The sequence below is a fragment of the Curtobacterium sp. PhB115 genome (genome assembly GCF_003752025.1).
Classification (GTDB): Bacteria; Actinomycetota; Actinomycetes; order Actinomycetales; family Microbacteriaceae; genus Curtobacterium.
Genome location: NZ_RJKR01000008.1, coordinates 280,947 through 298,122, shown reverse-complemented (window position 1 = coordinate 298,122; position 17,176 = coordinate 280,947). Strand labels below are relative to the sequence as shown.

General features: G+C 70.2%; 22 protein-coding genes. 7 read left to right on the top strand and 15 right to left on the bottom strand.

What is annotated here, in order from left to right; all coding sequences use genetic code 11:
- From ccsB to EDF19_RS12940, 6 genes are all read right to left on the bottom strand, one after another.
- A partial coding sequence (ccsB, locus tag EDF19_RS12965; protein WP_260217164.1) for a c-type cytochrome biogenesis protein CcsB occupies nt 1-938 on the bottom strand: 938 nt, incomplete at its 3' end.
- Between the two features lie 5 nt (nt 939-943).
- Nucleotides 944-2,647: a cytochrome c biogenesis protein ResB gene (locus tag EDF19_RS12960; protein ID WP_260217159.1), complete on the bottom strand. Its 1,704-nt coding sequence runs from the start codon at nt 2,645-2,647 to the stop codon at nt 944-946.
- A complete protein-coding gene (locus EDF19_RS12955) occupies nt 2,631-3,329 on the bottom strand; it encodes a cytochrome c biogenesis CcdA family protein (RefSeq protein ID WP_123681313.1) in 699 nt (232 codons plus the stop codon). The genes EDF19_RS12960 and EDF19_RS12955 overlap by 17 nt, the downstream gene beginning before the upstream one ends.
- 45 nt (nt 3,330-3,374) lie before the next feature.
- A complete protein-coding gene (locus tag EDF19_RS12950) occupies nt 3,375-3,992 on the bottom strand; it encodes a TlpA disulfide reductase family protein (protein ID WP_123681276.1) in 618 nt (205 codons plus the stop codon).
- Nucleotides 3,989-4,645 (bottom strand): histidine phosphatase family protein, encoded by a 657-nt coding sequence (locus tag EDF19_RS12945; protein ID WP_123681275.1) that lies wholly within the window; start codon nt 4,643-4,645, stop codon nt 3,989-3,991. The genes EDF19_RS12950 and EDF19_RS12945 overlap by 4 nt, the downstream gene beginning before the upstream one ends.
- Before the next feature lie 68 nt (nt 4,646-4,713).
- Entirely contained in the window at nt 4,714-6,204 is a 1,491-nt protein-coding gene (locus EDF19_RS12940; RefSeq protein ID WP_123681274.1) for a SulP family inorganic anion transporter, read from the bottom strand.
- Between the two features lie 42 nt (nt 6,205-6,246).
- On the opposite strand from EDF19_RS12940, the gene EDF19_RS12935 reads away from it, so the two are divergent.
- Nucleotides 6,247-6,648: a MerR family transcriptional regulator gene (locus EDF19_RS12935; RefSeq protein WP_395860184.1), complete on the top strand. Its 402-nt coding sequence runs from the start codon at nt 6,247-6,249 to the stop codon at nt 6,646-6,648.
- Here the strand turns inward: EDF19_RS12935 and EDF19_RS18825 are convergent.
- Nucleotides 6,625-6,849 (bottom strand): hypothetical protein, encoded by a 225-nt coding sequence (locus EDF19_RS18825; protein ID WP_148071100.1) that lies wholly within the window; start codon nt 6,847-6,849, stop codon nt 6,625-6,627. The genes EDF19_RS12935 and EDF19_RS18825 overlap by 24 nt on opposite strands.
- On the bottom strand, nt 6,818-7,171 hold the full coding sequence (locus EDF19_RS12930) for a hypothetical protein (RefSeq protein ID WP_123681273.1): 354 nt from the start codon (nt 7,169-7,171) through the stop codon (nt 6,818-6,820). The genes EDF19_RS18825 and EDF19_RS12930 overlap by 32 nt, the downstream gene beginning before the upstream one ends.
- A gap of 195 nt (nt 7,172-7,366) precedes the next feature.
- On the opposite strand from EDF19_RS12930, the gene aspS reads away from it, so the two are divergent.
- Complete coding sequence (gene aspS, locus EDF19_RS12925; RefSeq protein WP_123681272.1) at nt 7,367-8,707, top strand: aspartate--tRNA(Asn) ligase; 1,341 nt, start codon at nt 7,367-7,369, stop codon at nt 8,705-8,707.
- Between the two features lie 168 nt (nt 8,708-8,875).
- On the opposite strand, the gene EDF19_RS12920 is transcribed toward aspS, so the two are convergent.
- From EDF19_RS12920 to EDF19_RS12900, 5 genes are all read right to left on the bottom strand, one after another.
- A complete protein-coding gene (locus EDF19_RS12920; protein WP_123681271.1) occupies nt 8,876-9,169 on the bottom strand; it encodes a Dabb family protein in 294 nt (97 codons plus the stop codon).
- Nucleotides 9,166-9,420, bottom strand: a complete 255-nt coding sequence (locus tag EDF19_RS12915) for a glutaredoxin family protein (protein ID WP_123681270.1) — start codon at nt 9,418-9,420, stop codon at nt 9,166-9,168. The genes EDF19_RS12920 and EDF19_RS12915 overlap by 4 nt, the downstream gene beginning before the upstream one ends.
- 87 nt (nt 9,421-9,507) lie before the next feature.
- Nucleotides 9,508-9,606, bottom strand: a complete 99-nt coding sequence (locus tag EDF19_RS12910) for a 30S ribosomal protein bS22 (protein ID WP_003792170.1) — start codon at nt 9,604-9,606, stop codon at nt 9,508-9,510.
- 109 nt (nt 9,607-9,715) lie between these two features.
- Nucleotides 9,716-9,910: a helix-turn-helix domain-containing protein gene (locus EDF19_RS12905; RefSeq protein WP_017888579.1), complete on the bottom strand. Its 195-nt coding sequence runs from the start codon at nt 9,908-9,910 to the stop codon at nt 9,716-9,718.
- A gap of 137 nt (nt 9,911-10,047) precedes the next feature.
- Nucleotides 10,048-10,563 (bottom strand): helix-turn-helix transcriptional regulator, encoded by a 516-nt coding sequence (locus EDF19_RS12900; RefSeq protein ID WP_123681269.1) that lies wholly within the window; start codon nt 10,561-10,563, stop codon nt 10,048-10,050.
- A 74-nt stretch (nt 10,564-10,637) separates the two neighbouring features.
- Between EDF19_RS12900 and EDF19_RS12895 the strand changes: the two genes are divergently transcribed.
- Nucleotides 10,638-12,080: a TrkH family potassium uptake protein gene (locus tag EDF19_RS12895; protein ID WP_123681268.1), complete on the top strand. Its 1,443-nt coding sequence runs from the start codon at nt 10,638-10,640 to the stop codon at nt 12,078-12,080.
- Nucleotides 12,073-12,768 carry a TrkA family potassium uptake protein gene (locus EDF19_RS12890; protein ID WP_260217157.1) on the top strand — a complete coding sequence of 232 codons (696 nt, stop codon included), beginning with the start codon at nt 12,073-12,075 and terminating at the stop codon, nt 12,766-12,768. Before EDF19_RS12895 ends, EDF19_RS12890 begins: the two co-directional genes overlap by 8 nt.
- 86 nt (nt 12,769-12,854) lie before the next feature.
- Here the strand turns inward: EDF19_RS12890 and proC are convergent, their stop codons facing one another.
- Entirely contained in the window at nt 12,855-13,685 is an 831-nt protein-coding gene (gene proC, locus EDF19_RS12885; protein ID WP_123681266.1) for a pyrroline-5-carboxylate reductase, read from the bottom strand.
- 64 nt (nt 13,686-13,749) lie between these two features.
- Between proC and EDF19_RS12880 the strand changes: the two genes are divergently transcribed.
- Nucleotides 13,750-14,706: a cation diffusion facilitator family transporter gene (locus EDF19_RS12880; RefSeq protein WP_123681265.1), complete on the top strand. Its 957-nt coding sequence runs from the start codon at nt 13,750-13,752 to the stop codon at nt 14,704-14,706.
- Here the strand turns inward: EDF19_RS12880 and EDF19_RS12875 are convergent.
- A complete protein-coding gene (locus EDF19_RS12875; RefSeq protein WP_123681311.1) occupies nt 14,687-15,121 on the bottom strand; it encodes a nucleoside deaminase in 435 nt (144 codons plus the stop codon). The genes EDF19_RS12880 and EDF19_RS12875 overlap by 20 nt on opposite strands.
- 76 nt (nt 15,122-15,197) lie before the next feature.
- Here EDF19_RS12875 and upp point away from each other — a divergent pair, with 76 nt between their 5' ends.
- Both upp and EDF19_RS12865 read left to right on the top strand, forming a co-directional pair.
- Nucleotides 15,198-15,833 (top strand): uracil phosphoribosyltransferase, encoded by a 636-nt coding sequence (gene upp, locus EDF19_RS12870; RefSeq protein ID WP_071290729.1) that lies wholly within the window; start codon nt 15,198-15,200, stop codon nt 15,831-15,833.
- A gap of 522 nt (nt 15,834-16,355) precedes the next feature.
- The gene (locus EDF19_RS12865; protein WP_185022831.1) at nt 16,356-17,126 is read left to right on the top strand and encodes a winged helix-turn-helix domain-containing protein; all 771 of its coding nucleotides are present in this window, start codon (nt 16,356-16,358) and stop codon (nt 17,124-17,126) included.
- Nucleotides 17,127-17,176 lie beyond the last annotated feature (50 nt).

Sequence of the window (17,176 nt, the reverse complement as noted above, 5' to 3'; positions counted from 1 at the left end):
GACCGCGCACCGCGCCAGCCGCGGGTCGCACGGGCGTGGATGTACCCGGCGTAGACGACCCAGATGATGAAGGTCCAGACCTCCTTGGTGTCCCACCCCCAGTAACGACCCCAGGCCCGCTCGGCCCAGACCGCACCGGCGATGAGCGTGAACGTCCAGAGCACGAAGCCGACGAGGAGCACGCGGTAGGTCAGGACCTCGAGACGGTCGGCGTCCGGCAGCGTCGCCATGAAGCGGAGCTTGCCGGAGGCGGTCCGGCCCTGGCGGTAGGTCTGCACGAGCTGCGCCACCGCGAGCCCGGCGCCGAGGGCGAAGAACCCGGTGCCGGCGATCGCCACGAACACGTGGATGACGAGCCAGTACGACTGGAGCGCGGGCTGCAGCGGGACGACGGGGACCCAGTAGTTCACCGTCGCGATGCCGAGCAGGATGATCGTCAGGCCGGTGATGAAGACGCCGAGGAACTTCAGGTTCTGCCAGAACTGCACGAGCAGGAAGATCAGCGTGATCAGCGCCGTGCCGGTCAGCGAGAACTCGAACATGTTGCCCCACGGCACCCGGTCGGCCGCGATGCCGCGGAGGACCACCGAGCCGACGTGCAGCACGAGCGCGAGGATCGTCATCGCCATGCCGACGCGCTCGAACTTGGTGCTGCCGGAACCGGAGCCCGATCGGCCGGCGGGGGGCGCTGCGACCTGCTCGAGGACGACGGTGCCGCCCTGCACGGTGGCCACGGTCTTCGCCGAGCGGGCCGCGCCCGCCGAGGCGGTCGCCGCTGCGTCGGCTCCGTCGACGTCGCCGCCCGCGTGCTTCGCGGCCGCGGTCACGTCACCGGAGCGTTTCGCCATGTCCAGCGCGAACGAGATGAACGCGACCACGTACACCGCCATCGCGGAGTAGGTGAGCACGACCGAGTAGGTCGCGAGGTTCGTGGTCATGTCGTTCACTGGGGCATCCTAACTCCGAGGTCCGACGTGTGGCGTTGTGCGATGTCCGCGACGGCCCGTTCGAGGTTCGGGTCCTCACCGCGGGCGAGACCGGCGTACTCCAGGTCGTACTCGCCGTGCTCCGCACCGGTGCGCGGGACGGCCTTCACCCAGATGCGTCGACGCGGGACGAACAGCGAGGTGAGCAGCCCGAGGGTCGAGAGCAGCGCGAACCCGGCGACCCAGGCCTGGGACGGGTCGTCGTGCACGTCGAGCGACACGTAGCGCTTGACGCCGTCGAACGTGATCGATCCGGCGCCGTCCGGCAGCTTCTTCGTCTGGCCGGGCTCGAGCGCGATGCTCGCGGTGTCGGACTGACGACCGGCGATCTGCGTGAGGCCCTTGGTGTCGAGCGTGTAGACGCTCTGCGGCACGCCGTCGTCGAGCCCGAGGTCACCCGTGTAGACCTGCAGCGTCAGCAGCGGGTTCTGGGTGTCGGGGTACGCCGAGGCGTAGGCGCCGGTCGAGGTCTTCGTCGCCGTCGGGTAGAAGAACCCGACCATGCCGAGCTGGTCCGGCACCGAGTCCGGCACCTTGATGACGCCGGTGGACGTGTAGTTCGCGTCCTCGGGCAGGAAGGGGACGACGTCCTTGAACGCCACGTTGCCCTCGCCGTCGCGCACGGTGACCTGCATCGCGTAGCCGTTGCCGAGCAGGTACACGTTCGTGCCGCCGACGTGCAGCGGGTCGTTCACACCGAGGCGGCTCGTCTTCGCCTCGCCGCCCTTCTCCTTGCTCGTGACCGTCGCCGAGTAGTCGAGCGCCTGTCCGAGGGCGTCGAGGTTGCGCTCCTCGTACTTCGTCACGAACTTGTCGAGCGTGAGGTTGTAGCCCTTCAGGTTCGACTGCGAGAACCAGCGGCCCGGGTTGAACGAGTCGTAGGAGCCGAGCACGTTCGAGAACGTCTGGCCCTCGACCAGCAGGCGCTGGCCGGTGAAGCCGAACCCACCGCCGACGCCGACCGCGAGCAGCACGCCCACGAGGGCGGCGTGGAACACCAGGTTGCCGGTCTCCCGCAGGTATCCGCGCTCCGCGCTGACCGAGTCGCCGAACCGCTCGACGCGGTACCCGGACCGCTTCAGGACGGCCATCGCGCGCGTCACGGCGTGGTCGACGGACGGGAGGCCCGTGGCTGCGTCCGTCGCGCGGGCACCGTCGGCGAGCGTGTCGGGCTCGACAGCCACGGTGCGGAAGCCCGCCAGTCGCGTCAGGCGGACGGGGGTCTTCGGCGGACGGGTGCGCAGCGCCTGCCAGTGGTGCTTCGTGCGGGGCACGATGCAGCCGATCAGCGAGACGAAGAGCAGCAGGTAGATCGCCGAGAACCACACCGACGTGTAGGTGTCGAAGACCTGGAGCTTGTCGAGGATCGGGTACAGCGTCGCGTGGTCGGCCTTGTACTGGACGACGCCGTTCGGGTCCGCGGTGCGCTGCGGCACGAGCGACCCCGGGATCGCCGCGAGCGCGAGCAGCATGAGGAGGAAGAGCGCCGTCCGCATGCTGGTGAGCTGCCGCCAGAAGAACCGGAGCGTGCCGACGAAGCCGAGCTTCGGCTGGTTGATGCCGGTGTCCGTGGGACCGGAACCGTCGACGTGGTCGGACGGTCGCTGCGGGTCCGACGTGGTGTCGGTGGAGTCGATGTCGGGTTCAGACCGCGGGGACAAAGCTCTGGATCACCGCCCCCACGCTCGACATGACGGTCGACCAGATTCCGGTGACCATGAGCAGACCGATGACGATCAGGATCGCTCCTCCGATGATGTTGACGGTGCGCATGTGGCGCTTCACGGCGCGGATCGCCCCGGTGGCCCAGCCGGCACCGACGGCGACGAGCACGAACGGGATGCCGAGGCCGAGGCAGTACGCGACTCCGAGCCACATGCCCTGCCAGGCGCTGCCCGACTGCACGCTGAGCAGGTTGATCGCCGCGAGGGTCGGGCCGAGGCACGGGGTCCAGCCGAGGCCGAACACGATCCCGAGCAGCGGCGCCCCGACGAGTCCGGTCGCCGGGGTCCAGCTCGGCTTGATGGTGCGCTGCATGAAGGTGAACCGGCCGACGAAGACCAGGCCCATCGCGATGACGACGACGCCGAGGACCTGCGTGATGAGGTCCCGCCAGCGCACGAGCCAGAAGCCGAGCGCACCGAACACGGTCGTGTACGCCACGAACACGGCCGTGAAGCCGAGGATGAAGAGCAGCACCCCGAGCACGACGCGACCCCGGCGCTGCCCGCCCTCGGCGATCCCGCCGACGTACCCGAGGTAGCCCGGGACGAGCGGGAGCACGCACGGCGACAGGAACGACACGAGCCCGGCGAGCGCGGCCACGGGCAGCGCCACGGCCATCTGGCCGCTCAGGATCGCGTCGGCGAAGGGGTTGGTGGCCACGGGTCAGGAGGCCTTGCCGGCGTCGAGCTCGTCCGTGATCAGGGTCGTCAGGATGCTCGTGCCGTCGACGGCGCCGAGGACCCGAGCGGCCACGCGGCCCTTCGTGTCGAGGACGATCGTCGCGGGGACGGCGTTCGGGGCGATCTGCCCGGACAGCGCGAGCTGCATGTCGCCGGAACCGGCGTCGAGCACGGTCGGGTACTCCACACCGAAGGTCCGCTCGAACGCTGCGGCGGTGCCGGCCTCGTCGCGGACGTTGACGCCGATGAAGACGACGTCCTGGTCGGCGGTCTTCTCGTGCACCGTGTTGAGGTACTTGGCCTCGGCACGGCACGGCGGGCAGCCGGCGTACCAGAAGTTCAGGACGACGACCTTGCCCTTGAGCGCCTTCGACGAGACGGCCTTGCCGTCGGAGTCCTTCGTCTCGAAGCTGACGGCGTCGGAGCGCTTGTCTGCGGCGACCTCGGTCACGGCACCGTCACCCGAGATGTAGTTCTGGGTGGTGCCGTTGCCGTACTGCTTCGAGAGCGAGTCGTTGCCCGACGAGCACCCGGTCAGGGCGAGGGCCGCAACCACGGCCGTCGCTGCGAGGACCGCGAACCGCTTGCTGGTGACGCTCACACTGCTCCTTCGTCGATGGCGGTCGCGCGCAGGTCCTGCGCGGGATCCGTGTACCCGACCTCGGTGAACCGACCGGTCGGCGTGGCGGGCACCCGCTCGACGGTGGTGATGCTCGACAGGTCGCAACGGCGCTTCCGGGGGTCGTGCCAGAGCGACTCCCCCGCCAGGCGGCGGTGGACCATCCAGATCGGCAGCTGGTGGCTGACCAGGACGACGTCGCCCTCGTCGACGCTCTCCCAGGCGGTGGCCATCGCAGCGACCATGCGGTTCGCGATCGACTCGTACGCCTCGCCCCAGCTCGGCCGGAACGGGTTCGCGATCCACGGCCACTCGGCCGGACGGCGGAGTGAACGCTTCGTGAAGCCGGGGGGCTGCCCCTCGTACCGGTTCGTCGGCTCGATGAGCCGCTCGTCCAGGGTCACGTCGAGACCGTAGGCCTCGGCCCACGGCGCCGCCGACTCCTGCGTGCGCTGCAGCGGGGAGGCGACGATCCGGCGCACGTCGACACCAGCGTCCTTCCAGGCAGTCGCGGAGGCCAGGGCCATCTGCTTGCCGAGGTCGCTCAGTCCGAAGCCCGGGAGCCGGCCGTAGAGGACGCGGTCCGGGTTGTGCACCTCGCCGTGCCGGACGAGGTGGATTCGGGTGGCGGGCATGGGCTCCAGTCTAGGTCGCTCACCGGTTCCCACCCGCCCCTCAGCGGATTCCCCGGATGCGGAAGCGCTCAGCCGAGCTCGCCCGAGAGCCGTTCGTGCAGGGCCCCCGAGGCGGTGTCGAGGTGCACGACCTCGACGGTGGAGCCGTGCTTCGCGAACCGCTGCTCGACGCCGTCGAGGGCGGCGACGGTGCTCGCGTCGAACACGTGCGCGTCCGACATGTCGATGACCACGTGCTCCGGGTCCTCGGCGTAGGAGAACCGGGTGACGAGGTCGTTGGACGACGCGAAGAACAGGGCACCGCGCACCCGGTACCGAACGGTCCGGTCGTCGACGGGTTCGCGGACGACCGTCACGACGTGGGCCACCCGGCGCGCGAACACCAGCGCCGCCACCACGACGCCGACCATCACGCCGGTGGCGAGGTTGTTCGTCGCGACGACCACGACCACCGTGATCACCATCACCGCGGTCTCACCGAGCGGCATCCGGCGGAGCGTCCGCGGGCGGATGCTGTGCCAGTCGAACGTCGCCACGCAGACCATGAGCATCACGGCGGTCAGCGCGGCCATCGGGATCCGGGCGACGACGTCGTGCAGCACGATCGTGAGCACGAGGACCGAGGCACCGGCCACGAAGGTCGAGACACGGGTCCGGGCACCGGCGGTCTTCGCGTTGATCACCGTCTGCCCGATCATCGCGCAGCCACCGGTGCCGCCGAAGAACGCGGACGCGATGTTCGCGACACCCTGACCCCACGACTCCCGCCACTTGCTCGAGCCGGTCTCGGTGATCGAGTCGACGAGCTGCGCGGTGAGCAGGGTCTCGATGAGTCCCACGATCGCGACGCCGAACGCGTACGGCGCGATGATCCGCAGCGTCTCGAGGGTGAACGGCGTCGCGATGCCGTTGAACCCCGGGAGCGCCGTCGGCAGCGCGCCCTCGTCCCCCACCGTCGGGACCGCGATGCTGAACAGCACCGTGATGGCGGTGATCACGACGACGGCGATGAGCGGTGCCGGCACGGCCTTCGTCAGGAACGGGAACCCGATGATGATCGCGACGCCCAGGGCGGTGAGCGGCCAGACGATCAGCGGCACGTCGTGGCCGAGCAGGTTGGGGAGCTGCGCGGTGAAGATGAGGATCGCCAGGGCGTTGACGAACGCCACGTTGACGCTGCGCGGGATGAACCGCATCAGGCGTGCGACCCCGAGGAACCCGAGGACGAGCTGGAACACACCGCCGAGGACGATCGCGGGTACGAGGTACTCGATGCCGTGCTCGCGGACGAGCGGGGCGATGACGAGTGCCACCGAGCCGGCCGCTGCCGAGATCATGGCGGGCCGCCCGCCCACGATCGAGATCACGATCGCGATGATCACGCTCGAGAAGAGGCCGACCGCGGGGTCCACCCCCGCCACCACGGAGAACGAGATCGCCTCCGGGATGAGCGCGAGCGCGGTGACGATGCCGGCAAGGACCTCACGCGTGAGCACCCGGGGTGAGCGGAGTGCCGAGAGGACGCTCGGGGCGGAGGGGGCGTGCGTGATCACGGACATCGATCGGAACTCTACCCTCACGTGAGGGTAGAGTCGTGCACCGTGAGCAGCACCGACGTCCCCGACAGCATGCACATCGGTGAACTCGCCGACCGCGCGGGGATGTCACTGCGCACCATCCGCCACTACGACGAGGTCGGGCTGCTCGTCCCGAGCGGTCGCACCACCGGCGGGTTCCGCGTCTACACGGCCCAGGACCTCGAGCGACTGCTGGTCATCCGTCGCATGAAGCCGCTCGGGTTCACCCTCGACGAGATGGCGGAGCTGCTCCGGGTCGTCGACGGGCTGGCCGCGAAGCACCCCGACGACGAACCCGTCCTGGCCGCGAGACTGGACGAGTTCCTCGAGGACGCCCGCGCACGGCACGCGAAGCTCGTCGAACGGGCCGGCATGGCCGAGGAGTTCATCGGCACCCTGGGCTCACTCCGCGCCTCGCTCCCCTGACCGCTCGTAGCGAGCAAGCCATCGTCGTTCCGCTTCGGCCGCTTCTTCCGGGGTGTACTCCAAGCGCGCTTCGACCCGTTCGAACATGGCGATGATCTTCCGCGCCTTTCGTCTCGGGTAGGCATCGAGGATGACCTGGTTGAGCCGGATCTGAGCACGCCGGCGTTCCTCACCCGTCATGTGCATGAACATCCGTTGCATCACGTTCCTCCTTGCCGAGCGTCCTCACGAGCACGATCGCACCCGGATCGTCGATCCGTCCATCAATCTGCATGTCGTACATCGCCCGTGCGACCATCCGGCCGATCTCGCTCTTGCCCACATCGTCCGATGCGACCATCTCCGCCATCCAGACGGCCTGTTGCCACACGTGCGCCCGCTCGGCCGATCGTTGGTCGCGACGCCACCGGACAAGCGACCAGATCGTCGCGGTCCCCGTGCCGACGAGCGTCAGCAACGCGCCCACGACGATCGCGATCGCCGCGGGCGGCCAGGCCGCGAGCCCCTCCGTCCCACCCGTCACTGGGACCCCCTCTCGTCTCACGACCTGGCCACGTCGAGAACGCTACGGATCCTGCGGAAGCACCACGGGCCTCCCGTCAGACCTGTGGACGACGCCGGACGCGAGCCGACCTGTGGAGGACCGACCGGGGCGCCGGACCGCGCGCGGAACCCGCCGACCAACGCGCCGGGACGCAGACGGTTAGACTCGACCACCGTGATCGAACGCACCCGCATCGCCGACCTCGCTGCCCTCCCCGACGGCCCCGTCTCCGTGGCCGGATGGGTCGAGACCGTCCGAGACCAGAAGAAGGTGCAGTTCGTCGTCCTCCGCGACGAGACCGGCGCCGTCCAGCTCGTGAACCCCGCCACGCGCGAGGCCGAGGACGGTGACGACGCCGCCCAGGCCGCGCTCGCCACCACCACCGAGATCTCGGGCCTCGCCCACGGCACCTTCATCCACGCCACCGGCACCCTGAAGCACGACGAGCGCGTCAAGCTCGGCGGCCTCGAGGTCAAGGTCGGCTCGCTCCAGGTCGTGAGCGCCGCGATCCCGGAGACGCCGATCGCCGACGACTCGTCGCTGGACAAGCGTCTCGACTGGCGCTTCCTCGACCTGCGCAACCGCAAGCAGAACCTGATCTTCCGCATCCAGACGACGCTCGAGCACGCGTTCCGCACCTACTGGGTGGACCGCGACTACATCGAGATCCACACGCCGAAGCTGATGGCCTCGGCGTCGGAGTCCCGTGCCGAGCTCTTCCAGCTCGAGTACTTCGAGACGACCGCCTACCTGGCGCAGTCGCCGCAGAACTTCAAGCAGATGGCGCAGCCGGCCGGCTTCGGCGCAGTGTTCGAGATCGCCGACGCGTTCCGCGCCGACCCGTCGTTCACGAGCCGCCACGCGACCGAGTTCACCAGCATCGACGCCGAGTTCTCGTGGGTCGAGTCCCACGAGGACGTCATGGCGATGCACGAAGAGGTCCTGGTCGCCGGCATCACCGCGGTCAAGGAGAAGTACGGCAAGGACATCGAGGAAGTCTTCGGCTTCGAGCTGCAGGTCCCCGCGACGCCGTTCCCCCGCGTGACCCTGGCCGACGCCCGCAAGATCGTGGCGGACAGCGGCTACGACGTGGTCCGAGCCGACGGCGACCTCGACCCCGAGGGCGAGCGCCGTGTCGCCGCCTGGGCAAAGGAGACGCACGGCTCGGAGTTCGTGTTCGTCACCGAGTACGACGCCTCGATCCGGCCGTACTACCACATGCGGAAGCCGGGCGACCCGTCGCTCACGAACAGCTACGACCTCATCTTCAACGGCGCCGAGATCTCGACGGGTGCCCAGCGTGAGCACCGCGTCGACGTGCTCGAGGCGCAGGCCGTCGAGAAGGGCCTGGACCCGGCCGAGCTCGGCTGGTACCTCGACTTCTTCCGCTACGGCGTCCCGCCGCACGGTGGGTTCGGCATGGGCCTCGCGCGCGTGCTGATGCTCATGCTCGGCGAGCCGTCCATCCGCGAGGTCACGTACCTCTTCCGCGGCCCGACGCGCCTCACGCCGTAGTCACGTCGCGCGGCGCCCGCGCGAGCGCACGTCGCGCGGGGCCCGCGCGAGCGCACATGGTGAGCAGAAATGGTCGCCTCCCGATGCGGGAGGCGACCATTTCTGCTCACGAAGCGCCGCAGCGCACGTAGCGCACGCAGCGCCGGGGGGCGGGACGGGAGGCCCGGCTCAGCTCTCCCAGTCGATGGCAGCCCGCCCCGTGACCAGCCCACGGATCTCGGCCGCGGCGGCCTGGTGCTCGGGGTGCACCTGGTACTCGTCGAGCCCGGCGAGGTCGTCGAACGACGCGACGACGGCGACGTCCTGGTTCTCGCCCGGGTAGGCGACGTTCTCGACGACCTCGAGGGACCGGATCGAACCGATGGTGCCGGTCAAGCCGGTCAGGAGTGCACGGATCCGTGCGATGGACTCGGCGCGGTCGAGGTCCTCGCGCAGGGTCCAGGAGACGACGTGGGAGATCATGCGCGGGCCTCGGCCTTCTCGAGCGCACGTGCGAGCCGGTCGGCGTCGACGTGCCAGTTGCTGTGGACGCGCCCGTCGACCAGGACGACCGGGATGTCCTCCGCGTACTCCTGGCGGAGGGCGTCGTCGTCGAGGATCGAGCGTTCCTGCAGGGTGACCCCGGGGTGTTCGGCGACGACGCGCTCGACGATGGGTCGGGCGTCGTCGCAGAGGTGGCATCCGGGCTTCGTCAGGAACGTCACGGCGGGCATGCCCCCAGCGTAGTCCGGGAACGCGAAAGCCCCGGCGAACCGGGGCTTCTCGTGCAGGTCTTCCGACCCGCGCAGACCTTCTTCGATCTACTTCTTGTTGCGACGCTGGTGACGCGTCTTGCGAAGGAGCTTGCGGTGCTTCTTCTTCGCCATGCGCTTGCGACGCTTCTTGATGACAGAACCCATGTGGACCTCGCTCGGACTGATGCTGATGTACGGACACCGGGCCGAAGAGACCGCGGAAAATCAACCTGGGCGAGTCTACCGGCTGCCCGCTGTGATGTCGAACGGGCGCTCAGCCGACGTCCGCCACGCCACCGCGCAGCACGTCGGCGACAGCCGATTCCGGGACGCGGAACGATCGACCGAACCGGATGGCGGGGAGCTCACCGGCGTGCACCATGCGGTACACGGTCATCTTCGAGACGCGCATCATCTCGGCGACCTCAGCGACGGTGAGGAAGCGCACGTCGTCGAAACTGCCGGTCATGATCCGCCTTCGGGGACTCGTGCGCCGGGGCGCACGGGTTGGTGTGACCTGTGTGGTCACTGGTAACTGTAGAGGCGCGTGGGACCCGGTGTCCAGGTGCAGTTCCGGCCGACCCGACCGCCACCGCGGGGCACGGTTCAGTCCTCGTCGCCCCGGCGGGTGAAGCGCTTGCGGCTGCGGTCGACGACCCGCTCCCAGCCCTGCTGCGCGCCGGAGATCGCGGCGGTGGCACGGTACGACGCCTCGGCCATCACGCGTCCGAGTTCGGTGCCGACCTCGACCGTGGCCTTGCCGGCCACGCCGTTGCGTCGGATCGACACCGGCTGGCCGTCTGGCGTCCACGCCGTGGTGGCCGGCGTGCCGTCCGCGTCGACCGCGCCGGTGAACGGCAGGACCCAGTCCTCCAGGTGCACCAGTGGCTCCGGGTCGAGCCGGTAGTAGCGGTGCTGCCCTTCCTCGCGACTCGTGACGAGCCCGATGTCCCGCAGCACGCGCAGGTGCTTCGACACCGTGGGCTGGCTGACGCCGAGCCGTTCGACGAGCTGGCCGACGCTGAGTTCCCCGCCGGTCACGTCCGACCCGTACGCGGCGAGCAGCGCCCCGAGCAGTTCTCGCCGGGTCGGGTCCGCCACGACGGAGAAGATGTCGGCCATGGGGGCAAGGCTAGCCGGGCCACCACGGATGTACCATGACGAACCGTCCTCGCCCATGTCCCCGGAGGCATACGATGCTCGACCGCACGGAGCCGGTCCCACTGCGGGTGGGCGGCACCCGGAGACGGACCACGCGGTTCGGACGCGTGGCCACCGTGCTCCGCTCGTCACCGTCGCGCTTGGCGATCCTGGTGTTCATCGCGCTGATCTTCCTTTTCACGGTGCTCTTCATGACGCCCTGGGCTGCGGCGGACCGCGCCGGGACCGACTTCGCGGACGCCCTGTTCACCGCTGCCTCGGTGGTGTGCGTCACGGGCCTCTCCACCGTCGACATGGCCACGCACTGGTCGGTGTTCGGCAAGGTCCTGGTCGTGATCGGCACCCAGATCGGCGCCGTCGGGGTCCTGACCTTCGCGTCGATCCTCGGGCTGTTCGTGACCAGGAAGCTCGGGCTCCGCGCCAAGCTCATGGCGGCAGGCGACTCGAACCCGCTCCGGACCCACCACGGCGCCGTGCCCGAGGGCCAGGCGGTCCGCCTCGGCGAGGTCGGCACCCTGCTGGCGACGGTCGCGGTGAGCACGCTGACGATCGAGATCGCCCTCGGCCTGCTGCTGCTGCCCTCGGTGCTGATCGCCGGGATCCCGTTCTGGACCGCGGTCGGCGACTCCTTCTACTACGCCGCGATGGCCTTCACGAACACCGGCTTCGCGCCGAACGCCGACGGCCTCACCCCGTTCGCCCACGACTACTGGTTCCTGTCACTGCTGATGGTCGGCGTCGTCGCCGGGTCGATCGGCTTCCCGGTGATCCGTGCGCTCACGAAGCAGCTCCGGACGCCGCGCCGCTGGCCGATCCACGTCAAGCTCACCCTCGCGACGAGCGCGGTCCTGCTCGTCGGCGGCGCCATCGTCTACATCGCCCTCGAAGCGTCGAACCCCACCACCTTCGGCGAGGAGGGCGCCGGACGCACGGCGTTCCAGGCACTGTTCCTGTCGACAATGACCCGTTCGGGCGGCTTCTCACTCGTCGACTTCGACCAGCTGAACGGCTCGAGTCTCCTCGTCACGGACATGCTGATGTTCATCGGCGGCGGCTCCGCCTCGACCGCCGGCGGCATCAAGGTCACGACCCTCGCGGTGCTCTTCCTCGCCGCGGTCGCCGAGGCCCGCGGTCGCCGGAGCATGGAGGCGTTCGGTCGCCGGATCCCGAGCGACGTGCTGCGGGTCGCGGTCGCGGTCGTGCTGTGGGGCGCCACGATCGTCGCGGTCGCCACGGTGGTGCTCCTGCAGATCACGCACGAGTCGCTCGACCGGGTCCTGTTCGAGGTCATCTCCGCGTTCGCGACGTGCGGGTTGTCGTCCGGGGTGTCCGGGAACCTGCCGGAGTCCGGCAAGTACGTCCTGGCGGCCACCATGTTCCTCGGCCGGGTCGGTACAGTGACCATCGCCGCAGCCCTGGCCGCGAGTCAGAGCCGGCAACTGTTCCGCCGTCCCGAGGAGAGGCCGATCGTTGGCTGACCGAACCCGCTCGTCGCACCAGCACGGTGCCATCAGTCACGACGCACCCGTGCTCGTCATCGGGCTCGGCCGCTTCGGCGCCGCCACCGCCGGGCAGCTCGAACGGCAGGACCGCGAGGTCCTCGTGGTGGACACCGACGCCGGCCTGGTGCAGAAGTGGTCCGACCGGGTGACCCACGCCGTGCAGGCCGACGCGACCGACATCGACGCCCTCCGGCAGATCGGCGCGCAGGACTTCCCGATCGCCGTCGTCGGCACCGGAAGCGACCTCGAGTCGAGCGTCCTCATCACCGCGAACCTCGTCGACCTCGGGATCCCGCAGATCTGGGCGAAGGCGATCAGTCGCTCGCACGGCACGATCCTGTCGCGGATCGGCGCGAACCACGTCGTCTACCCGGAGCGTGAGGCCGGCGAGCGCACCGCACACCTGGTGTCCGGTCGCATGCTCGACTTCATCGAGTTCGACGACGACTTCGCGGTGGTGAAGATGTTCCCGCCGCGGGCCGTGCGCGGCAAGGACCTCGCCACGACCGTCATCCGCACGCGCTTCGGCCTGACCGTGCTCGGCATCAAGCCCCCGGGCAGCCCGTTCGTGCCGGCGACCCCGGAGAGCATCATCGGCGAGGACGACGTCATCATCGTCTCCGGTTCGGAGACGGACCTGGAGCGCTTCGCCGCGTTCGAGTGAGGACCACCAGACGGACGGGAGGCCCGTGGCGACGCCGCCACGGGCCTCCCGTCCGTCTGTGGCTGCGCCCACGACGCGGTGTGCGTCTACGACGCGGCGATCTCCTCGGCCCGCGCGATCGCGGCGCGCGACGCGCGGAGGAACGTGTCGGACAGATCAGCGTCCTGCAGCACCGCCACAGCACGCTCGGTGGTGCCCTTCGGGCTCGTGACCGCACGCCGGAGCTCGGCCGGCGACCGGTCGGACCGCTCCAGGAGTTCGACGGCGCCGCGCACCGTCCCCTGCACCATCACAGCCGCCTGCTCGGGCGTGAAGCCGAGCGCCTCGGCCGCCTGCTGCCACTGCTCGACGAGCAGGAAGACGTAGGCGGGGCCGGAGCCGGAGACCGCCGACAGCGCGTCGAGCTGCGCCTCCGGCACCTCGATGACCTGTCCCGACGCCGTGAACACCGACGACGCGAGCGCGACGGCCTCGGCGTCGGCCGATCTCCCGGCGCTGATGCCGGTGACGCCGTGCCCCACGCCGATCGGGGTGTTCGGGAGCGCCCGGACGACGCGGACGCCATCGGGCACCTTCGCCTCCATGCTCGCGGTGGTGGTGCCGACCGCGACGCTGACCAGGACCGCTCCCGGTTCGAGGTCCGCCGCGACCTCGTCGAGCAGGTCCGCGATCATGTACGGCTTCACGCCGACCACGACGAGGGCTGCGCCACGGACGGCATCACGGTTCGCGTCCGGGTCGGTGTCGCTCGCGGTGGCGTCGAGTCCGCGCTCCCGGTGGGCGGCGGCGGACTGCTCGGACTTCGTGGTCAGGGTCACCGTCCTGGGGTCGAGTCCGGCGGCGAGCAGGCCGTCGAGGACCGAGCCGGACATGGAGCCGACGCCGAGCAGCGCGGTACGGGGCAGGTCGATCGTCATGCTCCCGACCCTACCGACCGCCCTCGCCTAGGATCGTCTTCCAGATCGGGAGAAGGGGACAGCTGTGAGCGCTTCTGGAGGCACGAGGGCGATCCTCGCCGCACTCGGTGCGAACGTCGGCATCGCGATCGTGAAGTTCGTCGCCGCGGCGATCAGCGGTTCGGCGTCGATGCTGGCCGAGGGCGTGCACTCGCTCGCCGACTCCGCGAACCAGCTCCTCCTGCTGCTCGGTGGCCGGAAGGCCCGACGTGCCGCCGACGAGGAGCACCCGTTCGGCTACGGCCGCGAGCGTTACGTGTACGCCTTCGTCGTCTCGATCATCCTGTTCTCCGTCGGTGGCGTGTTCTCGCTCTACGAGGGCATCGAGAAGCTCACCCACCCGCACCCGCTCGAGAACTGGTGGCTGCCGCTCGTCGTGCTCGTCATCGCGATCGGGCTCGAGGGCTTCTCGCTGCGCACCGCGCTGAAGGAGGCCCGGCCGCAGAAGGGCACGCTCAGCTGGGTGCAGTTCGTCCGCCGCGCCAAGGCCCCTGAGCTCCCCGTCGTCATGCTCGAGGACACCGCGGCGCTGCTCGGCCTGGTCTTCGCGCTCTTCGGCGTCGGCCTGACGGCACTCACCGGCAACGGCGTCTTCGACGCGATCGGCACGATCTTCATCGCCGCCCTGCTCATCGCCGTCGCGGTCGTGCTCGGGATCGAGACGAAGAGCCTGCTCGTCGGCGAGGGCGCCACCGCCGCCGACGTCGAACGGATCAAGGCCGCCGTGCTGGACGGCCCCGAGGTCGACTCGATCATCCACATCAAGACGCTCTACCTCGGCCCCGACGAACTCATGGTCGGGGTGAAGGTCGCCGTGGACGGGGACCGCCGACTCGGCGACGTCGCCGCCGGCATCGACACCGTCGAGCACCGCGTCCGGACGGCCGTGCCGATCGCCCGGGTCATCTACGTCGAGCCCGACGTCCTCCGCACCGGTCCGCGTCCGCCGACCGAGGCGATCGTCATCCGCGCCGCAGACTGAAGAAGTCGTCGAGGAGCGCGGCGCACTCCCCCTCGAGCACGCCCCCGACGACCTCGGAGCGGTGGGGCAACCGGCGGTCCCGTGCGATGTCGTAGACGCTGCCGCTCGCGCCGGCCTTCGGGTCCCACGCGCCGAAGACGATCCGCGGTACCCGTGCGGCCATGATCGCCCCGGCGCACATCGGGCACGGCTCGAGGGTCACGACGAGCGTGTGCTCCTCGAGGTGCCAGTCCCCCGCAACGGCCGCCGCGGCCCGGAGCGCGAGCACCTCGGCGTGCGCCGTCGGGTCCTGCAGGGCCTCGCGCTCGTTGCGTCCGGTGGCGACGACGACGCCGTCACGGTCGAGCACGACAGCCCCGACCGGGACGTCCCCGGTCGCCAGGCACGCACGGGCCTCGACGAGCGCGCGTTCCATCGCGGGGACGAAGGGACGGGCGGCGGGCGCTTCCACGGGACCTCCTGGCGGTCGGCAGCACGGTAGGCTCGACCCTATGCGAGTCCACGTCGCCGACCACCCGCTCATCACCCACAAGCTCTCGGTGCTCCGCGACCGGACCACACCCTCCCCCACGTTCCGCGCCCTCACCGAGGAGCTCGTCACGCTCCTCGCGTACGAGGCCACGCGCAACGTCCGGGTGACGGCGACGCCGATCGACACCCCGGTGGCACACACCATGGGCGTCTCGATCGCCAAGCCGCGTCCGCTCGTCGTCCCGATCCTCCGCGCCGGCCTCGGCATGCTCGAGGGGATGGTCAAGCTCGTCCCCACGGCAGAGGTCGGGTTCCTCGGCATGGCCCGCAACGAGGAGACCCTCGAGCCGCAGACCTACGCCGAGCGCCTGCCCGACGACCTGTCCGGCCGGCAGTGCTTCGTGCTCGACCCGATGCTCGCGACCGGTGGCACCCTCGCCGCCGCGATCGACTTCCTGTTCGCCCGCGGTGCGGAAGAGGTCACCTGCGTGTGCATCCTCGGCGCACCCGAGGGGCTCGCCATGGTCGAGCAGGCGGTGGGCGACCGCAACGTCTCGATCGTCCTCGGTGCCCTCGACGAGAAGCTGGACGAGAACGGCTACATCGTGCCCGGGCTCGGCGACGCCGGCGACCGTCTCTACGGTCTGGCCGAGTAGCCGTCAGAGGCGTCACCCACGATCGGACGGGAGGCGCGGTGCCAGCTGGCACCGCGCCTCCCGTCCGTTCGTCCGTCCCGTCCACTGCCACCCGTGCGCGGAACGCACCGTCCGTGCGGACGGTTGACACCACGTTGGTATACCGCCGATACTCGTCACATGACTGCAACCGCGTCCACCCGCGTCCTCTCCGAGGCGTGCTCCTGCACAGGGGCAGTGGGGGCTTCCGGCATGATGATGCCGGCGACGGCAGTCATGCGTTGTCGAATGTGTGCCTGATCGGCACCCGTTCCAGCCGGATCCCCCGCGACACCACCCCGGTCGCGAGCGTGTGATCCCCGGGTGACGGACACCGTCGACGACGAGCACAACGTCACGAGGTCTGTCTCCCGTTCCCCCGGGTCAGCCCCGGTCCGCAGCAGGACCGCAGGGCACATCGGCATCCCGCCGTACCCGGGTCGACGCATTCGACACCGGCCACCGCGCCACACGCGCACCGGCCACACCGCCCGGAGAACCACCATGTCGCTCACCATCGCTCAGCCCCGCACCGCGCTCCGCACCGCTGCTCCGGCACCGACGGACCTCGGCACCGTGACGCCGATCCGCCCGCGTCCCGCATCGCCCGCGCCGACCGGCCAGACCACCGTGCCGACGAGCCCCGTCGTCGCACCGCAGCGCAACCGCTCCCTGCCCGAGGGCACCGAGGCCCGTGGCTTCGCGCTCTACGTCGGCATCGACGAGGCGAAGGCCGCCGCAGCCGGCACCACCCTCGCCGCCGTGGTCGAGCAGCTCAAGGCGCTCACCGCCCAGCTCGTGCCGAACTCCGAGACCTACGCGGCCGTCGCCGTCGCCGCGGAGCACTCCGGTGGCCGTGACGTGGACGTCGTCCGCCTCGCGCTGCAAGACCGCTCCGCCGTCGCCGCCCGCAAGCAGGCCGAGAAGCCCGAGCCCGAGGAGACCGGGGTCGTCATCGACATCTCCCGGAAGCGCGTCACGCTCGACGGCGAGGCCGCTCCGCTGACGTACAAGGAGTTCGAGCTCCTGCAGTTCCTCGTCCTGCGCGAGGGGCAGACCGTCGACCGTTCGGCCATCATCGAGGGCCTGTGGTCGGACGGCGAGGACGAGACCCCGAACGAGCGCACCATCGACGTGCACGTCCGTCGGCTCCGCTCGAAGCTCGGCGCGTTCGAGGAGATCGTGCGCACCGTGCGCGGGGTCGGCTACCGGTTCGACCGGCACGCCGACGTCGCCGTCCGGTACGCGTCGACGCCGTCGCCCGACCTCTTCTGATCCTGATCGGCGGCTCTTGGTGAACTCGCAGCGAACGACCCGCGGCGAGG

What these genes read in the sequence shown, in the direction of transcription:
- EDF19_RS12895 (WP_123681268.1), top strand. Translation starts at nt 10,638, where the DNA reads ATGCTCGACCGCACGGAGCCGGTCCCACTGCGGGTGGGCGGCACCCGG.
- EDF19_RS18825 (WP_148071100.1), bottom strand. Translation starts at nt 6,849, where the DNA reads ATGCAACGGATGTTCATGCACATGACGGGTGAGGAACGCCGGCGTGCT.
- EDF19_RS12865 (WP_185022831.1), top strand. Translation starts at nt 16,356, where the DNA reads ATGTCGCTCACCATCGCTCAGCCCCGCACCGCGCTCCGCACCGCTGCT.
- upp (WP_071290729.1), top strand. Translation starts at nt 15,198, where the DNA reads ATGCGAGTCCACGTCGCCGACCACCCGCTCATCACCCACAAGCTCTCG.
- EDF19_RS12905 (WP_017888579.1), bottom strand. Translation starts at nt 9,910, where the DNA reads ATGACCGGCAGTTTCGACGACGTGCGCTTCCTCACCGTCGCTGAGGTC.
- EDF19_RS12915 (WP_123681270.1), bottom strand. Translation starts at nt 9,420, where the DNA reads ATGCCCGCCGTGACGTTCCTGACGAAGCCCGGATGCCACCTCTGCGAC.
- EDF19_RS12920 (WP_123681271.1), bottom strand. Translation starts at nt 9,169, where the DNA reads ATGATCTCCCACGTCGTCTCCTGGACCCTGCGCGAGGACCTCGACCGC.
- EDF19_RS12940 (WP_123681274.1), bottom strand. Translation starts at nt 6,204, where the DNA reads ATGTCCGTGATCACGCACGCCCCCTCCGCCCCGAGCGTCCTCTCGGCA.
- proC (WP_123681266.1), bottom strand. Translation starts at nt 13,685, where the DNA reads ATGACGATCGACCTGCCCCGTACCGCGCTGCTCGGCGTCGGCTCCATG.
- EDF19_RS12900 (WP_123681269.1), bottom strand. Translation starts at nt 10,563, where the DNA reads ATGGCCGACATCTTCTCCGTCGTGGCGGACCCGACCCGGCGAGAACTG.
- EDF19_RS12955 (WP_123681313.1), bottom strand. Translation starts at nt 3,329, where the DNA reads ATGGCCGTGGCGCTGCCCGTGGCCGCGCTCGCCGGGCTCGTGTCGTTC.
- EDF19_RS12910 (WP_003792170.1), bottom strand. Translation starts at nt 9,606, where the DNA reads ATGGGTTCTGTCATCAAGAAGCGTCGCAAGCGCATGGCGAAGAAGAAG.
- EDF19_RS12945 (WP_123681275.1), bottom strand. Translation starts at nt 4,645, where the DNA reads ATGCCCGCCACCCGAATCCACCTCGTCCGGCACGGCGAGGTGCACAAC.
- EDF19_RS12875 (WP_123681311.1), bottom strand. Translation starts at nt 15,121, where the DNA reads ATGGAACGCGCGCTCGTCGAGGCCCGTGCGTGCCTGGCGACCGGGGAC.